This window comes from Gordonia sp. (in: high G+C Gram-positive bacteria), from assembly GCF_049647785.1.
In the GTDB taxonomy this organism is placed as follows: Bacteria; Actinomycetota; Actinomycetes; order Mycobacteriales; family Mycobacteriaceae; genus Gordonia.
The window spans coordinates 1-24240 of sequence record NZ_JBARYI010000072.1 but is presented as its reverse complement, the minus strand read 5'-3'; the positions used below and the strand labels follow the sequence as shown (position 1 = coordinate 24240).

The window sequence follows — 24240 nt, the reverse complement described above, 5'->3', positions numbered from 1 at the left end:
AGTTATTGTCGCTGTCTACCTAGCGGCACCGAAAGCCTCGTAGTGGATTCGCTCGTCGGGAACGTTCCGGGCGAGCAGTGACTCGCGAATTGCTCCCAGGAATCCCGTCGGCCCGCACAGCAGGGCCACGGTATCCGGCGCAATCGTCACCTCGTCGAGATTCATCAGGCCGATGCGAGTCGCCTCATCGGTGGCCAAACCATTCTCATACCACTGCAGCAATTCTGCGCTCGGCAGTTGATCGACCAATTCGGCCAGATCGCCGCGGTGCGGCTGGCGACTGCGTGAGCGGTCGGCATGCAGCACCGTGATCGGTCGAGTATCGCCGGTCGAAACCAAATGGTTGAGCAAACCGATGACCGGAGTGCAACCAATGCCTGCGGACGCCAAGAGCAGCGGTTCATCGCCCTCGGGGAGGGTTAGATCGCCGAACGGAGTACTGACCTTCAGTAGGTCGCCTTCGAACAAATTCTCGTGCAACTGAGTCGAGACTTCACCGTCGAGTTTGACGCTGATGTGCCAAGCCGGATCGGAAGTGGAACCGGTGAGGCTGTACTGACGAATCTGATTCGCACCGTCGGGCATCGGGGTCTGCACCGAAATGTATTGACCGGGAACGAAGGTACCGAGGCCGCCCCCGTCGAGCGCGGTCAAGGTGAACGCGACAGCATCGGGGGAGACCTGCTCGCGTGAGGACACGCGAACCGACTGCCACACGTCGCCGGGCTCCACGCCAGCACCCGCATAGAGTTCGTTTTCGCGGCCAATCAAAACGTTCGCCATCTCCCAGTACAACTCGTCCCAAGCTGCAGCCACCTCCGGTGTCACGGCCTCGCCGAGAACATCGACAATGGCGGCAAAGAGATGCTCGTGAACGATCGGGTACTGGTCAGCGACGATGCCCAGCGATGCATGCTTGTGTGCGATGCGGTCGATGATGAAGCGCAGTTTGGCCGGATCGGGCTCCAGCTGCAGACGGGCGAACCCGGCGACGGCGCCAGCGAGGACCTGCGGCTGTGCACCGCTGGCCTGGTTGGTGCGATTGAAAAGGTCGCGGAGTAGCTCGGGGCGGGCGGTGAACATCCGGTCGTAGAAGCGCGGCGTAATTTCTGGCAGCGCGGCTTCGACCACGGGGACGGTCGCTTCAAGCACCAGCTTGGTTTCTGACGAGATCATCGAATACTCCTCACTTCGTGTGATGGCACTTCTTCGGTCTGCACCGCGTCGTCGTCGTGGGGGCGGGCGGGCGGTGAGTTTGGGGGGAGCAACTTCAGCAGAGTGGCTCCGGTGGGATCGGCGATGAGGTCTTGCACGGTCAGCTGATCCAGGCTGTCGTAGAAGGCTTGTTCGGCCCGGGCAAGCGCTCCGCGGAGTCGGCACGCCGAACGCAGGGGGCACGGAGTGCTTCCCTCACATTCGATGACGGGCTGATCGCCCTCAAGGTGTCGTGCGAGCCAGCCGACACCGGCACGGGGTCCGAGTTCAGTGATGGCGAGGCCACCGGAACGTCCGCGCCGGGAGTTGACCACACCGAGTTCGGAGAGCCGGCTCACGACTTTGGCGACGTGGGTGTAGCTCAGGTGGAGGTCGTCGGCGAGCTGTCGCGAAGTGTGCGTGGCTTCCGGTTTGGCGGCTAATGCCATCACGATCCGGAGACCGATGTCGGTGAACCGTGTCAGTTGCATGCAGCGATCAAAACACTATTGGTATTCCAGATTCCAATTATGTGTCGGACCTCTCATGACCTGGGTAAACAGCGTATTTCGCTGAGTAAACCAGGGACTAAATCCCCTTACTTACTACGATGAGTAGTAGGTAAAGTCTGCCGATTCGGCATCCCTAACGAACCAAGGATTACAGCGGGGCCTTGATCACCCGATGCAACTCATCCTCGGCATCCTCGGGAGCAATAAACACAAGCTCGTCGCCGCCTTCGAGGGAATCGTCGGCCTCGGGGACGATGACGCGGCGGCCACGGATGATAGCCACGAGAGCGACGTCGCGGGGGAGTTGCAGGCGGCGGACCGCCTTACCGGCGAGCGGCGTGTCATTGGGAAGAGTTAATTCGACCAGGTTGGCTTGGCCCTGCCGGAAAGTCATGAGGCGCACGAGGTCGCCGACGGTGACGGCTTCTTCGACGAGAGAAGCGAGCATGCGGGGCGTCGAGACCGCTACGTCGACTCCCCAGTCGTCGTTGAAGAGCCATTCGTTGCGTGGATCGTTGACTCGCGCGACAACGCGGCTGACCGCAAACTCGGTGGTCGCGAGGAGGCTGACAACAAGGTTGGCCTTATCGTCGCCGGTGGCGGCGATCATCACGTCGAACGTTTGCAGTTCGGCCAGTTCCAAGTCTGACAATTCGCAGGCGTCGGCATGTACCCAATTGGCGCCCGGAACCGCTAGTGGATCGATGTGCGTGCGGTTCCGTTCGAACAGGGTGACGTTGTGGTTGTTGACGAGAAGTTCGCGGGCAATGGCCCGCCCGACGGCCCCGGCTCCGGCAATAGCGACCTTCATGTTTACTCCCGCGGCATTTCGTTGCCCGCGATGGCGCGGGCGTGATCGAGATTGGTGGCCAGCACGGCAACGTACATCACGTCGTCCACCTGGATGGCCGTGCGCGGATCGGGAAGGACCGTCATCCCCATCCTCGATAGAAAGGTGATGCGCGCGCCGGTGAGTTCCTGGAATTTCGTGGTGGTGGCACCGACCCACGACTCATGAAAGTCAATGGTTGCCAGCACCAGACTGCCCGACGGATCACGCCACACCGGGTGAAGTGTCGTCTCGCCGAGCGCTGCGACGAAGCGCTGGGTTGTCCACGGAACGGTCGCGACGGTCGGAATCCCGAGTCGCTCAAATACTGCAGCGCGCTTAGCGTCGTAGATCCGGGCGACGACTCGTTCAACGCTGTAGGTTTCGCGCGCCACGCGGGCCGCAATGATGTTGGAGTTGTCGCCGGACGAGACCGCAGCGAAGGCGTCGCAGTCGGCGATCCCCGCCTCGTTGAGCACATCGCGGTCGAATCCGACGCCGGTGACCGTTCGGCCAGTGAATTTCTCGCCCAACCGGCGGAAAGCTGTCTCGTCGCGGTCAATGACGACGACGTCGTGTCCGAGGCTGGACATCGCTCCAGCCAGCGCCGATCCGACGCGGCCGCAGCCCAAAATGATTACGCGCACGAAGTTCGACGTTACTGTGCGCCGACTGATTCCGCACCCTGCTGGGTGTCTTTGCGGTTTGGGCCTTAATGTTGCTGAGTGTCCACCACGATGTCGAAGGTCTCGGTAGCGACCAAGCGCCTGCTCCTAGGGCGTCCGTTCCGCAGTGATCGGCTGGGTCACACGCTGCTGCCGAAGCGTATCGCCCTGCCCGTCTTTGCGTCCGACGCGATGTCGTCGGTGGCGTACGCACCGCAAGAAATCTTCCTGGTTCTCTCGATCGCCGGCATCAGTGCCTACGCGCTCGCGCCCTGGGTGGCGGTTGCCGTGACCTTGGTGATGATCGTCGTGGTCGCCAGTTACCGACAAAACGTTCACGCCTACCCGTCGGGCGGCGGCGACTACGAGGTCGCGACCGTGAACCTTGGACCCAACGCCGGTTTGACGGTCGCGGCTGCGCTCCTTGTTGACTACGTGCTGACCGTCGCCGTGTCGGTGACATCGGCCGCAGAGAACATTGGCTCGGCCGTCCCGTTTGTCCACGAGCACAAGGTCTTGTTCTGCGTGGCAGGCATCGCGCTGCTCGCAGCCGTCAACTTGCGCGGCATCAAAGAATCCGGCGGCATCCTCGCCCTGCCCACCTACGCATTCATTGCGGGCGTCATGGTGATGTTGATTTGGGGCGGAATTAAGATCTTCTTCCTCGGCGATACCGTCGAAGCGGAGACCTCGAAGTTCGGAATCATTCCCGAGCAATCCCATCTCATGGGGTTGGCAATGGCCTTCCTCGTCGCTCGATCGTTCTCGTCCGGTTGTGCGGCGCTCACCGGCGTCGAGGCCATCAGCAATGGCGTGCCCGCCTTCCAGAAGCCGAAGTCGCGCAATGCGGCGACGACGCTCCTGCTGCTCGGTACCTTCTCGATCACCCTGCTGCTCGGCATTGTGCTGCTGGCCCAGAAGATCGGTGCCAAGTACGTCCTCAACCCGGAGCAGGACCTGTCGGGCATTCCCGACCACTACCAGCAGAAGTCGATCCTGGCGCAACTCGCCGAAGCGGTGTTCCGGGGGTTTCCGCCCGGCTTCTACTTCATCGCGGTCGTCACCGCACTGATCTTGCTGCTGGCGGCCAATACGGCGTTCAACGGCTTCCCGGTACTCGGTTCGGTGCTGGCGCAAGACCGATTCCTTCCGCGCCAGCTGCACACACGCGGTGACCGACTCGCCTTCTCGAATGGCATCGTGTTCCTGGCGCTGGCCGCGATCGCCTTCGTCGTCGCCTTCGGTGCCGAAGTCACCTCATTGATCCAGCTGTACATCGTGGGCGTGTTCGTTTCCTTCACCCTCAGCCAAACCGGCATGGTGAGGCACTGGACCCGGCACCTGAAGACCGAAACCGACCCGGATGCGCGGGGGCGCATGCGGCGGTCGCGCGTTATCAATGCCATTGGCATGGTGATGACCGGAACCGTGCTGATCGTGGTGCTGCTCACGAAGTTCACCGCGGGCGCATGGATGGCCATCCTTGCCATGGTGATCTTGTTCATTCTGATGAAGATGATTCACAAGCATTACTCGACGATCGAAGAAGAACTCGAGATCGCCGAACTGACCGCCGATGATGAAGTGCTGCCGAGTCGCAGCCACGCGGTGATCTTGGTGTCGACCCTGCATCTGCCGACACGACGCGCGGTGCGGTACGCCCGCGCTACCCGCCCCGACTCCATCGAAGCCATCACCGTTAACGTCGACGACCGCGACACTCGGATCCTTGTCAGCGAATGGGAAGAGAGCGACATCCGCGTGCCCTTGAAGGTGCTGGCGTCGCCCTACCGGGAAATCACGCGACCAATCATTACCTACATCCGTCGGGTGAGAAGAGAATCTCCACGCGACGTGATCACCGTGTTTATCCCCGAATACGTCGTGGGGCACTGGTGGGAACAGATTCTGCACAACCAATCCGCGTTCCGACTCAAGACGCGACTGCTGTTTGAGCCGGGCGTCATGGTGACATCGGTACCGTGGCAGTTGAACTCCTCGGAATCCCGAGCGCGTCGAGCGGAGACCAAGTACCTCGGACCGGGCGCTGCACGCCGAGGCATTACATCTGCGCCCGGTGCCACCGGCACCGGCACGGTCGTCACTGCTTCCGACGGCACCGCCAACGGTCCAAGCACCAACGGTCCAAGCACTAACCGTCAAAGCACTAACCAGAGCAATAACAAACGCAAGGATGCAGGCCCGCGCGAATGAGCACCCCCGATCGACTCGTGGAACTCCAGGTCACCGGCTACGCGAACGGCGGTGCAGGGATTGCCCGGTCGGACGGTCGCGTCGCATTTGTCGACGGCGCGCTACCGGGCGAGACAGTGATCGCACGCATCACCGACGACTCCCACAGCGCATACATGAAGGCGATCGCCGAAACGATCCTGGAACCGTCCGAGCATCGGAGACCGCCGGAGTGTTTTGCGGCGGCGGCTGGCGCCGGTTGCTGCGACCTCAGCTTTGTGGCACCGGAGTACGCACGGGAACTCGCTGGGTCGGCCCTGGCCGACGTGCTCGTACGCATCGGACACCTCGACCTGGACGCACTGCCCGCGCCGTCAATCGAAGCGCTCGCCGCCGAGTCAACCGGTTGGCGGATCCGCACGCGGCTGGCGGTCGGTAACGACGGTCGTGCTGGTCTCCGTGGCCGCGGATCGTCGGAAATCATTACCGTCCCGTGCGCGGCACCGGTCAGTGGGCTTCTCCGCGAGGTCAATGCGCTCGGTGCAGCGCCCGGCACCGAACTGGTCCTGATGGCCGACGCCGACGGCAACCGGCATGCGGCCGAACTGTCGGCACCGCACTTCGGCAAGGGGCGTAACCGCAAGCCAGGCCGTGATCAACACCGGCGTGGCGCCCAGCGCACTCGCAGCGCACGGAGCGCGCCCCGTACGCTTCGTCACCTCGAAGGCGACGAACTGGTTCAACACCGTGTTGGCACCCGGACCTGGCGCATCCCAGTCAACGGCTTCTGGCAGGCGCACCGCAACGCGCCGCAGGTCTACACCGCGACCGCACTCCGCATGCTCGGTGCCGTCGGCATCACGGGTGAGGTACATGCGTGGGATCTCTACGGTGGTGCGGGGGTCTTCACCGCCGCACTCCTCGACGGCAGCGCCGACCACGGGTTCACCGTCAGTTCAATCGACCTCGTCGATTCCGATACGGATGCGCTCGCGGCGGCAGCCGTAACGCTCGGCGACGATGCGGTGAAGGCGCACCGAGGTGGTGTTGCCGACGCCCTCGCGAGCCTCGACCGCCCGAACATTGTCATCAGTGATCCGCCGCGCACGGGGGCCGGACTTTCGGTCGTCGACGGCATCGTCGCCGCACAGCCGGAAGCCATCGTTCACGTGGGCTGCGATGCCGCCTCGTTCGCTCGCGATGTCGGGCGCTTCGCAGCGCAGGGGTACCGGGTTCGGGCGTGGCAGGGTTTCGACGCCTTCCCGATGACCCATCACCTCGAAGCTATTGCGATCCTGACGCGCTAAAATCGCGCATTACCCGGCAACGGTGTCGCGAACGCGACACTGAGCCATTCAGGTTCTGTTTAGGCGAGTCCGTAGACTGAATCTGTTGCGCGGTCGCTCGGACCGCTGCAGTGGTGAAGGAGGACTACGGATGGGCGTGCTGAATCGGGTGGATTCGCCGGCTGACGTACGTGCGTGCTCGCCGGAGGAACTGGCTGAACTCGCTGACGAGATCCGGGAATTCCTGATTCAAAAGGTCGCGGCGACCGGTGGGCACCTCGGCCCCAACCTCGGCGTCGTCGAACTGACCTTGGCCCTGCACCGAGTCTTCGATTCGCCGACCGACGCCATCCTGTTCGACACCGGCCACCAGTGCTACGTCCACAAGATCGTCACCGGCCGCAAGGACGGCTTCGACACCCTCCGTCAGCAAGGTGGCCTCAGCGGCTACCAGGACCGCACTGAGAGCCCGCACGACTGGATCGAGTCGTCGCACGCATCGGCCGCCCTTTCGAACGCTGACGGTCTCAGCAAGGCTTTCGAACTTCGCGGTGAGGATCGCAGCGTGGTCGCCGTCGTCGGCGACGGCGCACTGACCGGCGGCATGTGCTGGGAAGCGCTCAACAACATTGCCGAAGGGGACCGCTCGGTGGTTGTTGTCGTCAACGACAACGGGCGGTCGTATGCGCCGACCATCGGTGGCCTTGCCCGCAACCTGTCGGCGCTGCGCCTGCAACCGGGCTACGAGAAGCTTCTCGAGAGCGGACGCAAGACCCTCCGCGGTATTCCGGTGGTCGGCGACGCCGCCTACGCCGTGCTGCACGGTATGAAGTCGGGCGTCAAGGATCTCGTGTCACCGCAGGCGATGTTCGCCGATCTTGGGATCAAGTACGTCGGGCCGGTCGATGGGCACGACCTCGAAGAAATGGAATCGGCGTTGCGCCGAGCCAAGGACTTCGGCGGGCCGGTCATCGTTCATGCCGTGACGCGCAAGGGCAACGGCTATGCGCCGGCTGAAAACGACGTGGCAGAGCAAATGCACGCCACCGGCAAGATGAACCCATTGACCGGCGAGTCGCTGGCCCAGTCGGCAATCGACTGGACCTCGGTGTTTTCCGAGGCACTGGTCGCTGAGGGGCGTAAGCGTCCGGAAGTCGTCGCCATTACCGCCGCCATGCCCGGCCCAACCGGTCTCGCCGCATTCGGTGAGCGGTATCCGGACCGCATGTTCGACGTCGGCATCGCCGAGCAGCACGGTATGGCGTCGGCCGCCGGTCTTGCCCTCGGCGGGATGCATCCGGTGCTGGCGATCTATTCGACTTTCCTCAACCGCGCTTTCGACCAACTCCTGATGGACGTCGCGCTGTTGAAGATGCCCGTCACGCTGGTCCTCGATAGGTCCGGAATCACCGGACCCGACGGCCCCAGTCACCACGGCATGTGGGACCTGTCGCTGATGGCGTTGGTTCCCGGCATGCGTGTCGCCGCGCCCCGCGATGCGGCCACGATCCGCGAGGAACTTTCCGAAGCGCTCGACTTCGGTGCCGGCCCCACCGCCGTCCGTTTCGGTAAGGGTAGTGTGCCGGAACAGATTCCGGCCGTCCGACGGCTGAACGACGGGGTCGATGTGCTCGTCGAAGCCGCTGATCCCGGTGGTGTACTGATTATTGCGGTCGGGTCGTTTGCGCAACTCGGCATCGACACCGCCGCACTGCTGAATGCCCGTGGCGTCGCGGCCACGGTCGTCGATCCGCGCTGGGTACTACCCGTTCCGGAATCGGTCATCGAACTGGCGCGCACCCACACCTCGGTCGTCACCATCGAAGACAATGGCATCCAGGGCGGTGTCGGCAGTGCCGTGGAACTAGCTCTTGAACGCGCGGGCATCGACGTCCCGGTACACCGTCGCGGTGTGCCGCAGAAGTTCATCCTCCACGCCACCCGCGAGGCAATCCTCGCCGAGTGCGGCCTGACTGCGGAGACGATCGCCGACGGCCTCGTCGAAGACACCGCTCAAGTCAAGTACGCGGACCTCGAAGAAGAAGTCGACCTGAGCCTGCCTGGGCGCGCGAGCGAATACTCGCCCGCGAATTAATTGCGTTAGGCGTCACCAACTCGCACTGGGTGTCGTTCAATAACGACACCCAAAGCGATCGAACGACACCTGACGCGACAGTTCTGTCGATCAGGTGCGCACGCGGTAATCGCCGCGGGCACAACCGGTGAGGAAGAATCCGCTGCCGTGGGCGGTCAACTGCACGTCGGAGACCCCCGTGGTCGTCACCTGGGGACGGGCGGTGCCCGGAATCCACACGCGTAGTTCGCAGGTGCCCGCACCGGCGGTGCCTGTCAGTTCCATCTGTCCACGCTCGGACTTGAGCGAATCCAACTGTCCCGGGGCGGCAAGTGGGTAGGCGCGCGTCAGGATCGTCAGCAGATCCGACTTCGGCGGTGCTGCGGCGTCACCGCCGGACTTGCAGTTCTGCTGCATCAGTCCGTCACCGACATCTTGGATACCGTTCTGTGGATCGCCGCAAGCCTGCTTCCACACCCAGTACGCTCCGCCCTGCCTGCGGGCATCCTGTTCGGCCGCGAACCGTTCCAAGTACTCGGTGGAATCGTCGCCCCAGTAGCCGAACTCGCCGCTCCACACCGGAACGTCGTATTCCTTCGCGACCCGTTCGGCGAGGGTGAATCCGCGCTCGATGCTGACGAACGGCGGCAACCCCAGGGAAGCGTCCATGGTGATGGACTGCGCATAAAGGTGAGGGGAGAAGACAATGTTGGCGTCGTCGGTGAAGTCGCTTGCGGGACCCCCATCGAAGGCGAGGCCCGACCATAGAATGCTGGGCTCGAAGAACACGATCTGCTTGGCACCGGCTGCCCGAATCTCGTTGATGGCGCGATCATAAAACTGGCCGAGGAGCAACGATGTCGTCAGCGGAGCAGATTCGCCAAAGCCAGGTTCGTTGCACAGGTCGAAACCGGCCACCGCAGGCTGATCGGCAAACGCGCCCGCGAGTTCGCCCCAGGTGCGGGCAAGGGCGGTGCTGATGCCTTCGGAATCGTAATAGAAGTGGTTGAACGCGCGATCGCCCGCTGGCGACATGTCGCGGCCCGTGAACTCGCAGCGAGGGGCACCGTCGGTGAGAGTCGCCCAGTCGGGTGCGCCGTCGTAGCCCCACATCGGGGCCGTGCCCGGTCGACAGGATGTCTCATCGGTCGACGGACCGTTCCACCAGCCGTCCTGGTGCATATCCAGGACGGTGTACATGCCCTGCTTGGCCGCCTGGTCGACGGCCGTGCGAATCCTGGCGAGGTAGGCCGGGTCCAGTTTGCCGCGGACCGGTTCGAGCGCCGACCACGACAGATTGAGCCGGACCACGTTGAATCCCAAGTCGGACATGCCGACGAAGTCCGCTTCGGTGAGCGGGCGGGTGGCCGGAACCTCGGGTCGGGCCGCGTAGAAGTCAACGAGTTGGTTCACGTTGACGCCGCGAAGCAGCACCTCGCGGTCCGCCGCATCGGCGATCACGTCGCCGCGGACGTGCAAGGGTAAGAGATCGCCGCCTTCGGTTGTGAGGGGTACCGCGACGGACCGGTTCACCGGGCTGAACAGTGCCGTCGGAACGACGACCGCGACGACGGCCAGCACAATGGTCACGGCGAGCGCCGACCGCTGGCGGGTAACTGCCGGGAGCAGGGTGCCGAGTCCGACAATCCAGCCGAGGCATAGGCCATAGGAGACGGCGTCGGCGATCCGGATATAGCCCGACATCACGGGCCACAGATCACCGGAGAATCCGTCGCCGGTGAACAAACCAATGGCGGTCGAGACCACTCCGAGGATCGCGCCACCGACAATCGCCGCATACCAGCCGAGCATGAAGCGGGCGGGGTGCGAGAGTCCGGAGGTCATGCCACGTCGACGGAAAAGCCAGGCGGCGAATGCGGTCCCGGCGGCCAGGACGATCACGCCAAAAACCACACTCCACGGGCCGCGCACCGGATTCGGGGCGGGCATCGCGTCGTTATACGTGGCACCGGTCCACCACATACCTGCGATAACCGGAGCGATCGCGGCGAACGCCAGGATCCCGACCCACTCGATCTCCGGGATGTCCGATGTCGTGTCGTCGCTCGATCCGCGTCGGCAGCAGATAACGACGACGGTCGCGACAATCAACGCGGCAACGCCAACTTTCGCCACGCTGAAGGCGGTCGACCAGGCCGCCGTCGCCAACGCGCCCGACCCAACAAAGGCAACCGAAGCCAGCGCGGTCGCGAACTTACCGACCAACAGTGAGACAAATGTTCCGGCGAACACCGGGGCAAAGCGCCGATGAGCACCGTCAAAGAGGCGAACCGTCCACCAGGTGCCTGCCAGACCGATCGGCACCAGCAGCAAATACGGTGCGAGTTCCCAGAATCCGTCGATGGATCGGATCGACGCCCCCGACCAACCAACCACGGTGAGCAGCCCAACGGGATCAGCGATCGCGCCAATCAACAGCACGACAGCCAGCGTCAGCGTGGCGACCGTCGAATGGCGCCGCAGTACCGAAAGGTTCGCTGTCGCAGGGTGCACAATCTCGGGGTTCACCCATGTGACGATAGGGCGGTGGCCTGGTATTTCTGAATCGGCACGCACAGTCGGCGCGATTGCGCCCCCGCCGAGAGACGATCAGCCAGGACCGGCTGAGGCGGGAAGCAAAACTGTGCCGTGTGCGATTAGGGCAGAACGTCGGTGATTCGGGGTGCCACCAAGTTGCGCTGCCACGGTCGAGCACCATTGGCTTCGAGCCAGTTGTCAACCGTTTGACCGGCAGCAAGACCTTCCCAGCACAGATTCCGGAGCACATCCGGGGCGACGAGATTCTCCTGCGGGATGCCGATCTCGTCGGCGAAATCCTTGACGGTGGGGCGGATCACCGCGGCGCGCGCCGCCGCTTCCGGATCCCGCTGTTCCCAGCGGTTGTATGCGGGTGGCCCGGTGTGCGGAGCCTTCTTTGACGGCAATTCGCTATCGCTGAGATTGAGCGCCGCCGTAATGGCACGCATCCAACGATCTGCCTGACGGCGCTGACGCGGACCACCGAACACCGGCAACTTGATAAGCGCAGCAGCGTTCTCGGGGGCAGCCTTCGCGGCGGTAATGATCGCCGAATCAGGCAGGATGCGGCCGGGCGCAATATCGCGGCGTTCAGCCGTCGCTTCGCGGGCCGACCAGAGTTCGCGAACGATCGCGAGTTGTCGCGCCGTGCGGAGGTCGTGGATGCCAGACGTGCGTCGCCACCGGTCAGTTCGCGGCGAGGACGGCGGTCGTGCCTGAACATACGCGAATTCCTGCTCGGCCCATTCGATGCGGCCAGATTCGGTGAGGGTGTGCATCATCGCGTCGCGCAGTTCTACGAGGACTTCGACGTCGAGGGCCGCATAGTTCAGCCAGTCAGCGGGGAGGGGCCGACGCGACCAGTCGGCGGCACCGTGGCCCTTGACCAATCCGAGGTGTAAGAATTCGGCGACCATTGCCGCCAAATTGACTTTGGGATAGTTCAGGAGGCGTCCGGCGAGTTCCGTATCGAACAGCGTCTCGGCCCGGAAGCCGAGTTCGCGGAGGCAGGGTAGATCTTGGTCGGCCGCGTGCAGGATCCACTCCGGGCCGTCTAGTACGTCGATGACCGGTGCCAGGGCGTCGGGATGCTCGATGGGGTCGATCAGGAAGCTGCCGGAGCCGGTGCGCTTAATCTGCACGAGATAGGCGCGCTGTGAATACCGGTAACCGCTGGCACGCTCGGTGTCGAGGGCGATCGGGCCGGTGCCCGACTCCAGGAGGCGAGCTGCTTCGGCAAACTCGGCCGGCGAGGACAGAACCGGCGGAACGCCGTCTGCCGGTGCGGTCAGGGGACTGATGACAGCCTCTGGAGCCGAAGTGGGTGCAGGTGCCGCTGAATCTGCTTCGGCGGGAGTGCTCCGGTCATGGTCGGACGAAGTCACGAGAACTGGACCGACCCCAAAGCCGTGACGCCAGCGGGAGGTAGACCCGCAGCCGAAGCGACGACCTCGCAGAATGCTTCCAGGTGCGGAGCGAGGTTATTGCCTGTCGCCGTCCACGATGCGCGCAGTTCAAGTTGGTGGGCTTGCGGCGGTCCGGCGATGTCCCCGTAACGAACCGATGTCGTTGCGGTGACCGTTCCACCCAGAGCGCGAACCGCAGGCTCGTCTTTCCCGAGCGGCGGGGTGGACTCGGTGGTGCCGTCCGGGACGCGCAATGCCTCCGACAGCCAAGTCCACGCGACCTGCGGGAGCAGTGGATCGGCGGCAAGTGCGGCCTCCACCTCCGCCTGAATGAACGCCACGAGACGGAATGTGCCGTTCCAGGCCTCTTGTCCTGCGGGGTCGTAAAGCAAGACCAAGCGACCGAATGCGCTGCCAGAAGAGTCCGTGGGAACCTTGCTGGCGTCGCCGTCATCCGGCGGGCTCACCTCAACGCCGAGGGCGTAGCTGTACGGTGCCAGCCGCTGCGGCGGTCGGATCGAACCGATCTCGATCTCGCGGCGCACAGTGGCGTCGTGTAGCGAGGCCACCGCGTCGCGGAATTCGGCCGGCTCGCTCGGAGCTCCAGATGTGGTCACGGCGCCAGATTAAGCCTCACCGATGACGAGACGTCGGAGGCGCGCCGCAGTGCCGATCGGGCCGTTCGAGTGGCCCACCAAGTGAGGGACCTCACGCCGAGATGGCTTAAGCCTTGCCGAAGGTGGCACAGTTGTGGCCATGACTTCGATTCGAGGCCGTCGCTCGCCGACCCGGATGCCATTAATTGCCGCCGCTACCGGAGGGACGCCCGCGCGTCGTCCCGTATGGTTTATGCGCCAAGCTGGGCGTTCGCTGCCCGAATACCGCGACCTGCGCGTCGGCCGAGGCATGCTTGAGGCGTGCTTCGACGCCGACCTCGTCGCCGAAATCACGATGCAGCCCGTCCGCAGGCACGACACCGATGCGGCAATTCTGTTCTCGGACATTGTGGTGCCGCTCCGTGCTGCCGGGATCGACCTCGACATCGTGGCGGGTACCGGTCCGGTTATCGCCTCGCCGATCCGCACCGCTGCCGATGTGGCGGCGATCCCTCGCCTTGATCCGAGTTCGGTGGGCGCCATCACCGGAGCGATTGGCACCATTCTCGGTGAACTGTCTGACGAGAAATCGCTCATCGGCTTCGCGGGAGCCCCGTTTACCTTGGCGTCCTATCTCATCGAGGGCGGCCCGAGTCGCACCTACGAACACACCAAGGCGATGATGTTCGCCGAACCCGAACTGTGGCATCAGTTGATGGGGGCGCTCACCGACATCACGATCGGGTTCCTCCGCGTCCAGTTGGATGCGGGCGTCGACGCCGTTCAACTCTTCGATTCGTGGGCCGGGGCCCTGTCAAAGGCCACCTATGAGGAGTACGTCGCGCCGCACTCCACCCGGGTGATGGCGGAGATCGCCGACTACGGTGTGCCTCGCATTCACTTCGGCGTGAATACCGGAGAACTACTCGATTCGATGACCCAGGTTGGTGCCGACGTGATCGGCGTCGACTGGCGAATCCCGCTCGACGAGGCCGCGGCCCGCGTCGGTCATCGCGTCGCCGTCCAGGGAAATCTGGATCCGACGGTGCTGCTGGCGGGGGACGACACGGTGCTGGAACGGGAGATAGCTCGCGTGGTTGCGGCAGGACAGCGTGCGGTTGAAGCGGGCGCGCCCGGCCACATCTTCAACTTGGGTCACGGCGTGCTGCCCAATACGGAGGCCGAGGTCATCACGCGCGCGGTTGAGATCATTCACTCGCTGTGAAGTTGACCCGGTGATTCGACAGGGACGGACCCAGCCGCGCATTGCCATTATCGGCGGTGGTGTGTCCGGGCTGACGTCCGCCTTTCGGCTCCGGCAGCGCTTCGGTGACGACATGCACCTCGAGCTCTTCGACGCTGCCGACCGCCCGGGCGGACTTCTGTGTACGAAGCCAGTCGGTGGCGTCGCGATGGATGTGGGTGCCGAAGCATTCATTGTGCGTCGACCCGAGGCGCTCAACCTGGTGACCGAACTCGGTCTCGCCGACCACATCGTGGCGCCGGGACCGATGCGGCCAGCTATCTGGACGGGCGGCGCGCAGGATGGACGACTGCACCCGCTGCCCACGCCGGCACTCATGGGTATTCCCGTCGGACCGGAGCCGATGACCGGCCTGGCCGCCGAAGCCGATCTGGAACGCATGGCAACCGAACCCCTTCGACCGTTCGAATGGACCGTCGGCGACGATCCGGCTGTCGGGCACCTCGTTGGCGAACGATTCGGTCGCTCCGTAGTCGAGCGAGGGGTAAACCCCATGCTCGGGGGTGTCTACTCGGCTGTCGCGGACCAACTGGGGTTGCGCGAGGCGATCCCTGCCCTAGCCAAAGCGCTGGATGAGGGAGCGCCGTCGCTGACCGCGGCTGTCGAAGCGGTGCTCGCTGCCGGCCGCGGTAGTGCCGGTCCAGTTTTCGGTGCGCTGCGCGGTGGATACCGCGAACTCGTCACGGCATTGACCGAGGCCGTTGGGAATCCAATCCAGCAGGGCATCTCAATTGCCGGTATTCACGCGACACCGACGGGCTACGTCCTGTCCGGTGCACCAACCGACATCGAGTACGACGGCGTTGTCGTCGCTGTGCCGATCTGGACCGCGGCCCGCCTGCTGCGCGAGATTTCGCCCCAGGTGGCCGGAGCCTTTGGCGAGGTCGAGGCCGCGGGGTCTGCGGTCGTAGCGGTCGCCGTACCCGCAGAGACCGCCTTGCCTGAGCATTCGGGCGTGCTGGTGGCCACCGATTCACCGCTGCGTATCAAAGCCATCACGTTTAGCAGCCAGAAGTGGCCGCACCTGCGCAGCGGGCCAGTTCGGACCCTCCGCATGTCATTCGGGCGACTTGGTGCCCCAGTCACCGACACCGACGACCAACTGGTAGCGGCCGCGATCGCCGACCTGGCAACAGTGTGTGCCGCCGCCAGCGTCCCGGCCCCAACAATCATCGACGCGGTGGTGCAGCGGTGGCCGGAAGGTCTGCCGCACTACGGTCCCGGACATCTCAAGATGATTTCGTCGACAATGCCGCAATTGCCCTCGGGGATTGCCGTCGCTGGATCCGGTTATGCCGGAGTCGGGGTTCCCGCGTGCATCGGAACGGCCACCTCCGCAGTGGGGAAACTCACTGCAGACCTGCAGACCTGAGGGTTCCCTTCCTTCGGCGCAGTGGCACGATGGGGGTATGAGTCGTCTTGATTATGCTGAATTGAACTCCACCATCCGCTACCTGATGTTCTCAGTCTTCAAGGTCCGGGCAGGCGAACTGCCCGACGACCGGGAAGCGGTGGCCGCCGAACTCGACCGCTTCCTCGACGAGGTCACTGAGAAGGGCGTCGTCGTCCGCGGCATTTACAACATTGCCGGCATGCGCGGCGACTGCGACTTCATGATCTGGTGGCACGCAGAAACGATCGAGCAGCTGCAAGACGCCTACGCCACGTTCCGCCGCTCAACGGTCCTCGGCCGAGCCAGCGACCCGTTCTGGAGTGCTTCGGCACTGCACCGGCCTGCAGAGTTCAACAAGAGCCACATTCCGGCGTTCATGGCAGGCGAACCGGCGGGGGACTACATCTGCGTGTACCCGTTTGTCCGGTCGTATGACTGGTACCTCCTGCCCGACGAAGAGCGTCGCAAGATGCTCGCCGATCATGGCAAGGAAGCCCGCGACTACAAGGACGTGCGCGCCAACACGGTGCCCGCTTTCGCGCTCGGCGATTACGAGTGGATTCTGGCGTTTGAGGGTCCAGAACTCGACCGGATCGTCGACCTCATGCGTGACCTGCGCGCCACCGAAGCTCGACGCCACGTCCGTGTCGAAATTCCGTTCTTCACGGGGCCGCGCATCGAACCGCTGACGCTGGCGAACTCACTTCCCTGAAGGACTAACTCACTTGCCTGACTCAAAGGTCAAGCTGATCGAGTTGATGCAGTAGCGCTGGTCGGTGGGGGTGTCGTAACCCTCACCGGCGAAGACGTGGCCGAGGTGGCTGTTGCAGTTCGCGCACAGCACCTCGGTCCGACTCATCCCCATCGAGTTGTCGACGCGCTCAATCACCGCGTCGCCAGCGAGCGGTGAGAAGAACGATGGCCAACCGCAATGGGATGGGAACTTTGTGGTGCTCGTAAACAATTCCGCACCGCACGCACGGCAGCGGTAGGTGCCCTCGTCAGTGGTGTCGGTGTACTCGCCGACAAAGGGGCGTTCAGTACCGGCTTGCCGCAGCACCGCGAACTCCTGCGGAGTTAACCGCTCACGCCACTGCTCATCGGTGAGTTTGCTGAAATCGGTCTGCTCGGTCATGAAACCAGCCTAGCGCGCATAGACGACGAGGCTTGCTCAGCTAATGGCGACGGCAACCTTGGGTTGGGCGTCGGCCTTCCGCAGATCCAAGAAGCGGAACAGTAGGACGCAGAACACCGAGATCATCAACAACGACCATCCCAGCGGGACTTTGTTGTATTCGAGGTAGCGACCGAAGGGTTCCCATTTGTTCGAGACGAAAACGTCGAACGTCATGCAGCCGTAGACACCGAGCCACGCTGGCCAGTTCCGCATCGTCGAACCGGGCAGGAACACGGTCATCAGCAGCGGGAACAGCAGCATCGAGTAGTAGCCCTGGCCCAAGGAACCGACCAGGAATGTGGTGCACAGCAGGACGCCCGACGATGTTGCCCACCAGAGCAGTTCGTCGGTCTTGCGGTAGTGCTTGTACAGGAACCACAGGGAGAATGCGGCCATCGCGATGAAGGCGATACGCAAAACCCACGCGAGCCAACTATCGATACCGAAATAGGCGGCGTTCCCGGTAATGGAACTGTTGTAGTAGTCGCGAGTCTCGCCCAGGTAGGGGACCGTGCGCCTGATGAAGTCCATCGGGTCGGCGGAGATCGGCCACGCCAACGCGTTCAGCACCACCGGGATACCAATCGCGGTGATCAGTGCCTTCCACTGTCGGTTGAGCAGCACCAGGAGCAACAACGGCGCCAGGACAGGCTTCACCGCGAGGGTGAGTCCGATCGCCACACCCGCCCACAGGTCGTGGCGGCCAATCATCAGCATCAAGAATGCGATAAGGCCGAGGAGGACGAACCCGTTGAAGTTCGTGAAGATGAGGGTGTGCGCGACCGTCTCGGTGCTGAAGAAAAAGAACAGCACCGCCGGGAACACCCACGAGTTGGACTCGAAGCCAAACAGGCGAGTGAGCAGGTATGCGCACAAGACCAGGACGGCGACGCTCACGCCGATGAAAATCCAGCGAGACGTCTGCGGATCCAAGACCGCGAGGGGCGCCATCAGGAGGGTCCCCGATGGTGGATACAGATAATGCGGGTCTACCGTCCCGTAGTTTTCGTTGTAAACCGGCAGGCGGTTCAGGAAGTTGAACGCGGCGTTGTACACCGGGGCGAAGTCATCCGTGCGGTGACCGTTGACGCCCAAAATCAGCGACCGATGAATGATCATCATCACCGTGATGGGCCACAGAATCATCGGGATGATGCGCTGGGGCGCCACACGCGGGTACAGGGTGCGGTCAAGAACATTCACCCGCGCACCGTACTACATCGGTTGCCTACGTCGGACAGGCGCGTTGCATCGGCGCGGCAAGCGGGCTGGTGCCGAGGTATTCGTCGATCAGGGCGACGGCGCATCCGGACCCCGCTGTCACCGAGTAGCCAAGACCGTCCCAGGTGACAGTCGTCTGGTTGGTTCCAGTGGCCAAGAACAGCGGTGCCAGGTTATGGGCGGCATCAGCACCGTTGATCGGGTCATTCTGGCCAATCAGAAGCAGCGGGTTTACCGCGAAACTCGTCGGTTCCGGCGGCGTGTCCGCAACACCCCAACCATCACAGCGGACCAAATCCAGCGCGGTGGTATTCGAGGTCAAGGGACTCTGAGCCGACCAATCTTTGGCGAGTGCGGGAATCTCAGCTGTTCCAGGGTGTCCTCGCAGATCGTTGCAACGGGCCACTACCTGACCGTCGGCCAGTCGGATCGGTCGAGAAGCCTCGGCGAGGGCTTTCAACGCGGCAGTCTCACCGCGGTCGGCGTCGGTCAACGCGGTGCTGAGGCTCTTGAGGCCAGCCTCCGAGGTGTCACCTACGGCGAGAGCCGTCGTGATCGCAGCCAGGACTTCGGTGTCCGCCAACGCGCCGTTGCTCGGTGTCGCACCGGAAGACATCAGTCGCCCCAAAACTGCGGGCCCATTGGCGCCGAGGGAGCATCCGAGCGCCGCGCAACGCTGCAGAAACGCTGCCAGAGTGGCTTGCAGACCCCGTGCCCGGCTGGCCGTGGCGTCTTTGGCGCTCACATTGAATCCGACGGGAGAGTCAAGGATCAACCTGCCGATACTGTCGGGGTGCTTTCCGGCTAAAGCCAACGCCACCGACGATCCGGTGCCGACAGCCAACACCGCCAGGCGGTCCACGTCCCAGCGCTCACGCAACTGTTCCAGGTCTTCCCCTGCGGCCGCTGCCGAGTACGCCAGCTGGTCGGGGCTCAAGGTGTCATTGCACTGGTCGGCGGCGCTGCGGGCGACTTCGGAGAGTTTCTGAGCCCGGGTCGTCATGTCAGCGGTGGGGGATGCGGCGTTGACGTCGTATGCGGCGCGCTGAGTGTTCGTGAGGCAGTCAATGAGTCCCGACGTTCCCATGCCGCGGTGATCAATGGCGACGACCGGATTACGGTCGAGCAGTTTGATGCCGGCCCCACTCGCCAACGACAGCAGCGTTCGGGAACTTGGCATGTCGTCACCGCTAGTCAACACGATCGGCACGGCGTCGGCGGGTGTCTCCTGGGTTCGGGCGCGCACAGCACCGACACGAATCGTCGTGCCGCCCTGGTTGTTGGCATCGACGGGGACGTCGTACCGCGCACAATCGAACTTGATGCCGTCGAACTCGGCGGTCTTCGGCAGGGAGGACGCGTACTTCTCGGTCAGTTGCTTATTGCACGAGCGCCAGTTGAGGTCGCGTTTCGGCGCGCTGAGCCCCGGCTGCTTAGGTACTTCGCTATTGGCGGCGTTGCCCGTGTCGCCACGCACAATGTTCGGGCCGGTATCCGGGCCGACCGCGCAGGACGAGAGCAAGGTGACGGCGCTGAGGATAGCCCCGATAACCACACCGCGGCCTCGCAAGGAAGGGCCTCGAAAGGTACTGGCTCGAAAGGCATTGGGGCGAACACCACGGGGGTGAGCGGTAAAGCGCATGCACGCGAGCCTAGTCGGAACCGGACACCACATGCCCGGCGACTCGCTCCCACAGTTGGTACAGGAAACCGTCATCGTCGCCCATCACGTGACGGATCCGCATCGCCGCCGGGGGACTGAGTCTGACGCCGTGGGCGATCCGAGGACCGTCACCGCCAACCAGTGCGGGACTAACCGTGAGGGCAAGCTCGTCTAGGAGGCCGACGGACGTCATCTCGGCAAGGAAACGCGGCCCACCCTCGCATAAAATCCGACGACCGCCGTCATTAGCGATGCGGTCGATCAGCAGATGCAGATCGACTGTCTTCTCGCCGCAATACAGGAGGGTTGCCTGACCATCTTCGATGAGGGCTCGCCGAGCGTTGGCGGGGGAGTCGGTGCAGGTAGCGACCCGAACAAGCGGACTGGCGAGGGTCGGGTAATCAGCCGGGATCCGTAGCGATCGAGAAACAAGGATCAACTGTGGAACCGGCGAAAGTCCCAACGAGAGACGAAGGTCGGCAAAGCGAGGATCGACAGTCGGCGGACGGTAACCCTCGTCGATCGCAGTCTGGGCACCGACCACGATGACGTCGGCGAGTGCGCGTTGCAGGTGGAAGATGGCATTGTCATTGGCCGACCCAAGCGGCCCCGACTTGCCGTCTGCCGCCGACGAACCGTCGAGGCTTGTGACCATATTTGCTCGCACGACCGGGCGGTCGGAGTCGGGAAAACTGTACGCCTCAGCAAGATCGCCAGTTGTGACGTCAGTCGCTTTAGTCAGGGTGAACATGGGTCCATCATGGTTGGGATCGTTACCCTTGGCTAATGCTGGCACGACTTAGCGATCGGAATCCGGTCTTGGCTCCCGACCAACTCATCGGGGAAATGGTTCCGCCGCGGATGTTCGACGAGGTGAGCTTCGACTCGTACATCCCCGACCCGAAGGAGCCGAGCCAGGCTGCGGCCGTCCAGGCCGGGCGCGACTTCGTCGCACGCGCATCGAAGGTTCGGTCCGGTGGAAAGAAGAGTTTCTTCCGCAAGTCGGCACCCCCAAACGGCATCGGCCTGTACCTCGACGGTGGATTCGGTGTTGGTAAGACGCACCTGCTCGCGTCGATCTACCACTCGATGCCCGGGCCGAAAGCCTTCGCGACCTTCGGTGAAGTCACCAACGTGGTGGGTGCACTCGGCTACATCGACGCGCTCGAACGCCTCTCGAACCACAGCGTGCTGTGCATCGACGAGTTTGAACTCGACGATCCGGGCGACACGATGGTCGTGTCGCGACTGCTCGCGGAACTGACCGCCCGGGGCGTGTCAATCGTCGCCACGTCGAACACCTTGCCCGGACAGTTGGGCGAGGGCCGCTTCGCCGCGCAGGACTTCTTGCGTGAGATCCAGAAGCTGTCGTCGATCTTCGAGACGGTCCGCGTCGATGGACCCGACTACCGTCACCGTGACCTTCCGCCAGCTCCGGAACCGATGACCGATGCGGAACTCGCGGAGATCGCCGAGAACACTTCCGGTGCCACCATGGACACCTTCGACGACCTCGTCGCGCATCTGGCGAAACTTCACCCGTCGAAGTACAAGTCCCTTGTCGACGGCGTCAAGATGGTTTGCATCGAGCAGGTGCACCCCGCTCCCGACCAGGCTGTCGCACTGCGGTTCGTGGCTCTTGCCGACCGCCTGTACGACGCGGAGATCCCCGTCAGCGTCTCCGGGGGCAAGCTCGACGAGCTCTTCACCCCCGAAATGGTGGCTGGTGGCTACCGCAAGAAATACCTTCGCGCCACCTCGCGCCTACTGGCGCTCTCGCGTTTCGCCGAGGCGAACGACTAAGTTAGCGACATGTCCGAAGCTCCGAATCCACAGGGCCGATTGATCCTGCTGTCGTTGGGTGCCGGTGCACTGCTCGAGTATCTGCCTCCCGTCACAGACGGTAAGCAGGTGTCGATCGGCTATCTCGACGAGGCACAACGGCATCTCCTCGATGCGCCATTCACCGGCCCAGAACGGGACCGGCTGGTTCGTTTCGGATACAACGTCATCAACGTTGACATCCGGCGAGGCGGATTCGCGGAGATTCTGGCCGACGTGGACGCGGTTTACGTTTCCGGCGGCGACACCTTCGCGCTCATGTCAGGCCTCACCCGCAGCGGCGCCGATTCGGTCATCACCGACCTCGTCCGATCGGGCACACCCTACATCGGGCTCAGTGCCGGCGCGATGATTGCCGGACCGGACATTGAACCCGCCGCACTAATGGACGACCCAGGCCTCGGCCTCGACCTTGCGGATTTCCGCGGCCTCGGCCTCACGAACACCGTCGTGATTCCCCACGCCGACGGCCAATTGCCGCCATACCCGCCAGAACTCATCGAACGAACCCTCACTGAATACGGCGAGCGCGCGACACTCCTGCCACTCAACGACGACCAAGCATTCATCGTCGACGACGACGGAGCGCGAATCGTACCGTCGGTAGAACCTGCGGGCTAGGTCAGCCGACCGTTCGACCCAGCACGAAGTCGTGCTCAATCGCGCCATTCATATTGAACGACTTGGTGCCGATCTGCGTGAACCCCATTTTCGCGTAGTACCGCTTGGCGCGTTCGTTTCCCGAATGCACACCGAGCCAAACAAACGTCGAACCGCGATCTGCGGCAGCCGCAAGCGCCGCCTCCATCAGTAGGTGAGCCGGTCGGTGCTCGCTGTTGGTCGCGTGATGCTCCGGAAGCACATACATCTTCGAAACTTCCGTAACCCTCTGAGCCGCAAGAGCTTCCGCACCGCCGGGAGCATTCATGACAGCGCCGTGCACATCAGAATTATCCGGCACAGCGTGGACCAGAAGCGCATAACCAACAATCGGGCCCTCGGGCCCAGAGCGAGCGATCAACACCTGTTGATCCTCGTCGGCGATATAGTCGGCAAAACGCTCCGGCGACAGCACCTGATCGATGTGGGCTGCAATATTCGCCGCCGTCGAATGCGGCGGACAAGCCAGCGGAAACGTCACCGCAGCGACCCTCGCGATCGGTCCCGCCAACGATCGGTCACACGCAGTTTCAATCACAACCCCACCCGGCCCCGGAATGCCAGACTGAGCGGAATCAACACGAATCGTCACATAATGATTCTGCCAGTCACATACCCGGCTGCCCAGCCGGTATCCGCCCCGCTCGCAAACTGCCCACCCGCTCAACTCTGGAGACCCCGTGGACCCCTTGTTCGTAACGCTCCTGCTCAATCGCATCGACACAGAACTCACCGCCGAGCGAGTAATGGCGCAGGTAGAAAAGGACTGGGGTGCCGACCTTGCACTCGAGTACGAGTCCTACGGCGTCGACCTATTACCCGCAGCGGACGAACCGGAACCAGACGCAGAGAACGTCGCGTTAGTCTTTCGGTTCGACGACACATTCATCGCAGCCACCCAGGTGAGCATGAACGGCGAAGTCGAAATCGCCGCAGCAGCCGAAGACAGCCCACTCTGGGACCAATCACTACCCCTACCCGATGCCTCGGGCGACTCACTGGTCATCACCGCAATCTCCTTGAACGAGATCGAAGCCGTCGACGACGAACAACTGCTGGGATCCGAATCAGACCCCATCGAAGAAGCGACCCTCCTGTCCCGCGTCACCGCCTCCATCGCAGCATGCACAGATTCGATCAGCGGCATCTTCATGGTGTCGTCAGAACTCCTCGCAACACCCAACTCGTACCGACAAGCTGCCCTCGACGTGACACCCAGCTTGCCGCTCATCCTCTGGGTCGACCTCATGATCAGCACCGACTCCGGAATCTCCGCCGCCGAAACCTACGGAATGGCCAGTCTGGGACTATACGAAGTCGAAATCGCACCCAGCGACCTCCCCGCCGACGACGTCGCGAAAGTCCTCGTCGACACAGCAGTGATGATCTACGACGAAGGACCCATCATCCAAGACGGCGACCTCGTCGAAACCGAAATCGGCAACATGGAAGCCCACATCGGCCTTGGAAAATACGAAGACGAAGAATCCCGGCTCTACCTGACACCAGTTGCACCGCCAGCAAACCGCGCCGAACGGCGGGCAGCGGGGCGAAAGAAGGGGTCGTAGTCCGGGGGTTGGTGTGCCCGGGTTGGGCGGGGCGACTTCTGCTTCGGCAGGGGGGTGCCCGGGTTTGGCGGGGCGACTTCTGCTTCGGCAGTCCTCGCTCCTTCGCTAGCGCTTCGTCGCTGCGGAGGGCTCTTCAGAAGTCGCCCCGCCCAACCCTCG

Annotated in this window: 21 protein-coding genes; 9 read left to right on the top strand and 12 right to left on the bottom strand. The window is 63.4% G+C overall.

The window, feature by feature from the left end; all coding sequences use genetic code 11:
• Nucleotides 1-15 precede the first annotated feature (15 nt).
• The 4 genes from WBA38_RS11120 to WBA38_RS11105 form a co-directional block, all read right to left on the bottom strand.
• Nucleotides 16-1176, bottom strand: a complete 1161-nt coding sequence (locus tag WBA38_RS11120; protein ID WP_424296826.1) for a globin domain-containing protein — start codon at nucleotides 1174-1176, stop codon at nucleotides 16-18.
• The gene (locus tag WBA38_RS11115) at nucleotides 1173-1685 is read right to left on the bottom strand and encodes an RrF2 family transcriptional regulator (protein WP_424322711.1); all 513 of its coding nucleotides are present in this window, start codon (nucleotides 1683-1685) and stop codon (nucleotides 1173-1175) included. The genes WBA38_RS11120 and WBA38_RS11115 overlap by 4 nt, the downstream gene beginning before the upstream one ends.
• 169 nt (nucleotides 1686-1854) lie before the next feature.
• Complete coding sequence (locus WBA38_RS11110) at nucleotides 1855-2517, bottom strand: potassium channel family protein (RefSeq protein WP_424296823.1); 663 nt, start codon at nucleotides 2515-2517, stop codon at nucleotides 1855-1857.
• Nucleotides 2518-2519: 2 nt separating this feature from the next.
• Nucleotides 2520-3182: a potassium channel family protein gene (locus WBA38_RS11105; RefSeq protein WP_424296822.1), complete on the bottom strand. Its 663-nt coding sequence runs from the start codon at nucleotides 3180-3182 to the stop codon at nucleotides 2520-2522.
• Nucleotides 3183-3272: 90 nt separating this feature from the next.
• On the opposite strand from WBA38_RS11105, the gene WBA38_RS11100 reads away from it, so the two are divergent.
• The 3 genes from WBA38_RS11100 (at nucleotide 3273) to dxs (ending at nucleotide 8774) form a co-directional block, all read left to right on the top strand.
• Nucleotides 3273-5414 (top strand): APC family permease, encoded by a 2142-nt coding sequence (locus WBA38_RS11100; protein ID WP_424296835.1) that lies wholly within the window; start codon nucleotides 3273-3275, stop codon nucleotides 5412-5414.
• Nucleotides 5411-6700: a class I SAM-dependent RNA methyltransferase gene (locus tag WBA38_RS11095; protein ID WP_424322710.1), complete on the top strand. Its 1290-nt coding sequence runs from the start codon at nucleotides 5411-5413 to the stop codon at nucleotides 6698-6700. The genes WBA38_RS11100 and WBA38_RS11095 overlap by 4 nt, the downstream gene beginning before the upstream one ends.
• Nucleotides 6701-6830: 130 nt before the next feature.
• Nucleotides 6831-8774 (top strand): 1-deoxy-D-xylulose-5-phosphate synthase, encoded by a 1944-nt coding sequence (gene dxs, locus WBA38_RS11090; RefSeq protein WP_424294927.1) that lies wholly within the window; start codon nucleotides 6831-6833, stop codon nucleotides 8772-8774.
• A 90-nt stretch (nucleotides 8775-8864) separates the two neighbouring features.
• On the opposite strand, the gene WBA38_RS11085 is transcribed toward dxs, so the two are convergent.
• From WBA38_RS11085 to WBA38_RS11075, 3 genes are all read right to left on the bottom strand, one after another.
• Entirely contained in the window at nucleotides 8865-11282 is a 2418-nt protein-coding gene (locus WBA38_RS11085) for a cellulase family glycosylhydrolase (protein WP_424294926.1), read from the bottom strand.
• A gap of 128 nt (nucleotides 11283-11410) precedes the next feature.
• On the bottom strand, nucleotides 11411-12676 hold the full coding sequence (locus WBA38_RS11080) for an HRDC domain-containing protein (protein WP_424322709.1): 1266 nt from the start codon (nucleotides 12674-12676) through the stop codon (nucleotides 11411-11413).
• Nucleotides 12673-13314 (bottom strand): DUF3000 domain-containing protein, encoded by a 642-nt coding sequence (locus WBA38_RS11075; protein ID WP_424322708.1) that lies wholly within the window; start codon nucleotides 13312-13314, stop codon nucleotides 12673-12675. Before WBA38_RS11075 ends, WBA38_RS11080 begins: the two co-directional genes overlap by 4 nt.
• A 175-nt stretch (nucleotides 13315-13489) precedes the next feature.
• On the opposite strand from WBA38_RS11075, the gene hemE reads away from it, so the two are divergent.
• Genes hemE through hemQ form a run of 3 tightly spaced genes read left to right on the top strand, consistent with a single transcriptional unit; the run spans nucleotide 13490 to nucleotide 16662 of the window.
• Nucleotides 13490-14518 (top strand): uroporphyrinogen decarboxylase, encoded by a 1029-nt coding sequence (hemE, locus tag WBA38_RS11070; protein ID WP_424322719.1) that lies wholly within the window; start codon nucleotides 13490-13492, stop codon nucleotides 14516-14518.
• A gap of 10 nt (nucleotides 14519-14528) precedes the next feature.
• Nucleotides 14529-15929, top strand: a complete 1401-nt coding sequence (hemG, locus tag WBA38_RS11065; protein ID WP_424322707.1) for a protoporphyrinogen oxidase — start codon at nucleotides 14529-14531, stop codon at nucleotides 15927-15929.
• Between the two features lie 37 nt (nucleotides 15930-15966).
• The gene (gene hemQ / locus WBA38_RS11060; protein WP_424294918.1) at nucleotides 15967-16662 is read left to right on the top strand and encodes a hydrogen peroxide-dependent heme synthase; all 696 of its coding nucleotides are present in this window, start codon (nucleotides 15967-15969) and stop codon (nucleotides 16660-16662) included.
• Nucleotides 16663-16671: 9 nt separating this feature from the next.
• Here hemQ and msrB read toward each other — a convergent pair whose 3' ends face one another.
• The 4 genes from msrB to WBA38_RS11040 all read right to left on the bottom strand — a co-directional run bounded on the left by msrB (nucleotide 16672) and on the right by WBA38_RS11040 (nucleotide 20762).
• Nucleotides 16672-17085, bottom strand: a complete 414-nt coding sequence (msrB, locus tag WBA38_RS11055; RefSeq protein WP_424294916.1) for a peptide-methionine (R)-S-oxide reductase MsrB — start codon at nucleotides 17083-17085, stop codon at nucleotides 16672-16674.
• A gap of 36 nt (nucleotides 17086-17121) precedes the next feature.
• On the bottom strand, nucleotides 17122-18330 hold the full coding sequence (locus WBA38_RS11050; RefSeq protein ID WP_424294914.1) for a glycosyltransferase family 87 protein: 1209 nt from the start codon (nucleotides 18328-18330) through the stop codon (nucleotides 17122-17124).
• 25 nt (nucleotides 18331-18355) lie between these two features.
• Complete coding sequence (locus tag WBA38_RS11045; RefSeq protein ID WP_424322706.1) at nucleotides 18356-19903, bottom strand: alpha/beta hydrolase; 1548 nt, start codon at nucleotides 19901-19903, stop codon at nucleotides 18356-18358.
• Between the two features lie 97 nt (nucleotides 19904-20000).
• Nucleotides 20001-20762 carry a dihydrofolate reductase family protein gene (locus tag WBA38_RS11040; RefSeq protein WP_424322705.1) on the bottom strand — a complete coding sequence of 254 codons (762 nt, stop codon included), beginning with the start codon at nucleotides 20760-20762 and terminating at the stop codon, nucleotides 20001-20003.
• A 35-nt stretch (nucleotides 20763-20797) separates the two neighbouring features.
• Between WBA38_RS11040 and zapE the strand changes: the two genes are divergently transcribed.
• Together zapE and WBA38_RS11030 are read left to right on the top strand one after the other, a co-directional pair.
• Complete coding sequence (zapE, locus tag WBA38_RS11035) at nucleotides 20798-21814, top strand: cell division protein ZapE (RefSeq protein WP_424294909.1); 1017 nt, start codon at nucleotides 20798-20800, stop codon at nucleotides 21812-21814.
• Between the two features lie 9 nt (nucleotides 21815-21823).
• Nucleotides 21824-22474, top strand: a complete 651-nt coding sequence (locus WBA38_RS11030) for a Type 1 glutamine amidotransferase-like domain-containing protein (RefSeq protein WP_424294907.1) — start codon at nucleotides 21824-21826, stop codon at nucleotides 22472-22474.
• Between the two features lies 1 nt (nucleotide 22475).
• On the opposite strand, the gene WBA38_RS11025 is transcribed toward WBA38_RS11030, so the two are convergent.
• A complete protein-coding gene (locus WBA38_RS11025; protein WP_424294905.1) occupies nucleotides 22476-22994 on the bottom strand; it encodes a GNAT family N-acetyltransferase in 519 nt (172 codons plus the stop codon).
• A gap of 199 nt (nucleotides 22995-23193) precedes the next feature.
• Here WBA38_RS11025 and WBA38_RS11020 point away from each other — a divergent pair, with 199 nt between their 5' ends.
• Nucleotides 23194-24081 (top strand): DUF4261 domain-containing protein, encoded by an 888-nt coding sequence (locus WBA38_RS11020; RefSeq protein WP_424294903.1) that lies wholly within the window; start codon nucleotides 23194-23196, stop codon nucleotides 24079-24081.
• The last annotated feature ends 159 nt before the right edge of the window (nucleotides 24082-24240 follow it).

Bases quoted from the DNA above. Each gene is read 5' to 3' on its own strand.
- zapE (WP_424294909.1), top strand. From the start codon at position 20,798: ATGCTGGCACGACTTAGCGATCGGAATCCGGTCTTGGCTCCCGACCAA.
- hemE (WP_424322719.1), top strand. From the start codon at position 13,490: ATGCCATTAATTGCCGCCGCTACCGGAGGGACGCCCGCGCGTCGTCCC.
- WBA38_RS11115 (WP_424322711.1), bottom strand. From the start codon at position 1,685: ATGCAACTGACACGGTTCACCGACATCGGTCTCCGGATCGTGATGGCA.
- msrB (WP_424294916.1), bottom strand. From the start codon at position 17,085: ATGACCGAGCAGACCGATTTCAGCAAACTCACCGATGAGCAGTGGCGT.
- WBA38_RS11120 (WP_424296826.1), bottom strand. From the start codon at position 1,176: ATGATCTCGTCAGAAACCAAGCTGGTGCTTGAAGCGACCGTCCCCGTG.
- WBA38_RS11095 (WP_424322710.1), top strand. From the start codon at position 5,411: ATGAGCACCCCCGATCGACTCGTGGAACTCCAGGTCACCGGCTACGCG.
- WBA38_RS11110 (WP_424296823.1), bottom strand. From the start codon at position 2,517: ATGAAGGTCGCTATTGCCGGAGCCGGGGCCGTCGGGCGGGCCATTGCC.
- hemQ (WP_424294918.1), top strand. From the start codon at position 15,967: ATGAGTCGTCTTGATTATGCTGAATTGAACTCCACCATCCGCTACCTG.
- WBA38_RS11030 (WP_424294907.1), top strand. From the start codon at position 21,824: ATGTCCGAAGCTCCGAATCCACAGGGCCGATTGATCCTGCTGTCGTTG.
- dxs (WP_424294927.1), top strand. From the start codon at position 6,831: ATGGGCGTGCTGAATCGGGTGGATTCGCCGGCTGACGTACGTGCGTGC.
- WBA38_RS11040 (WP_424322705.1), bottom strand. From the start codon at position 20,762: ATGTTCACCCTGACTAAAGCGACTGACGTCACAACTGGCGATCTTGCT.
- WBA38_RS11100 (WP_424296835.1), top strand. From the start codon at position 3,273: ATGTCGAAGGTCTCGGTAGCGACCAAGCGCCTGCTCCTAGGGCGTCCG.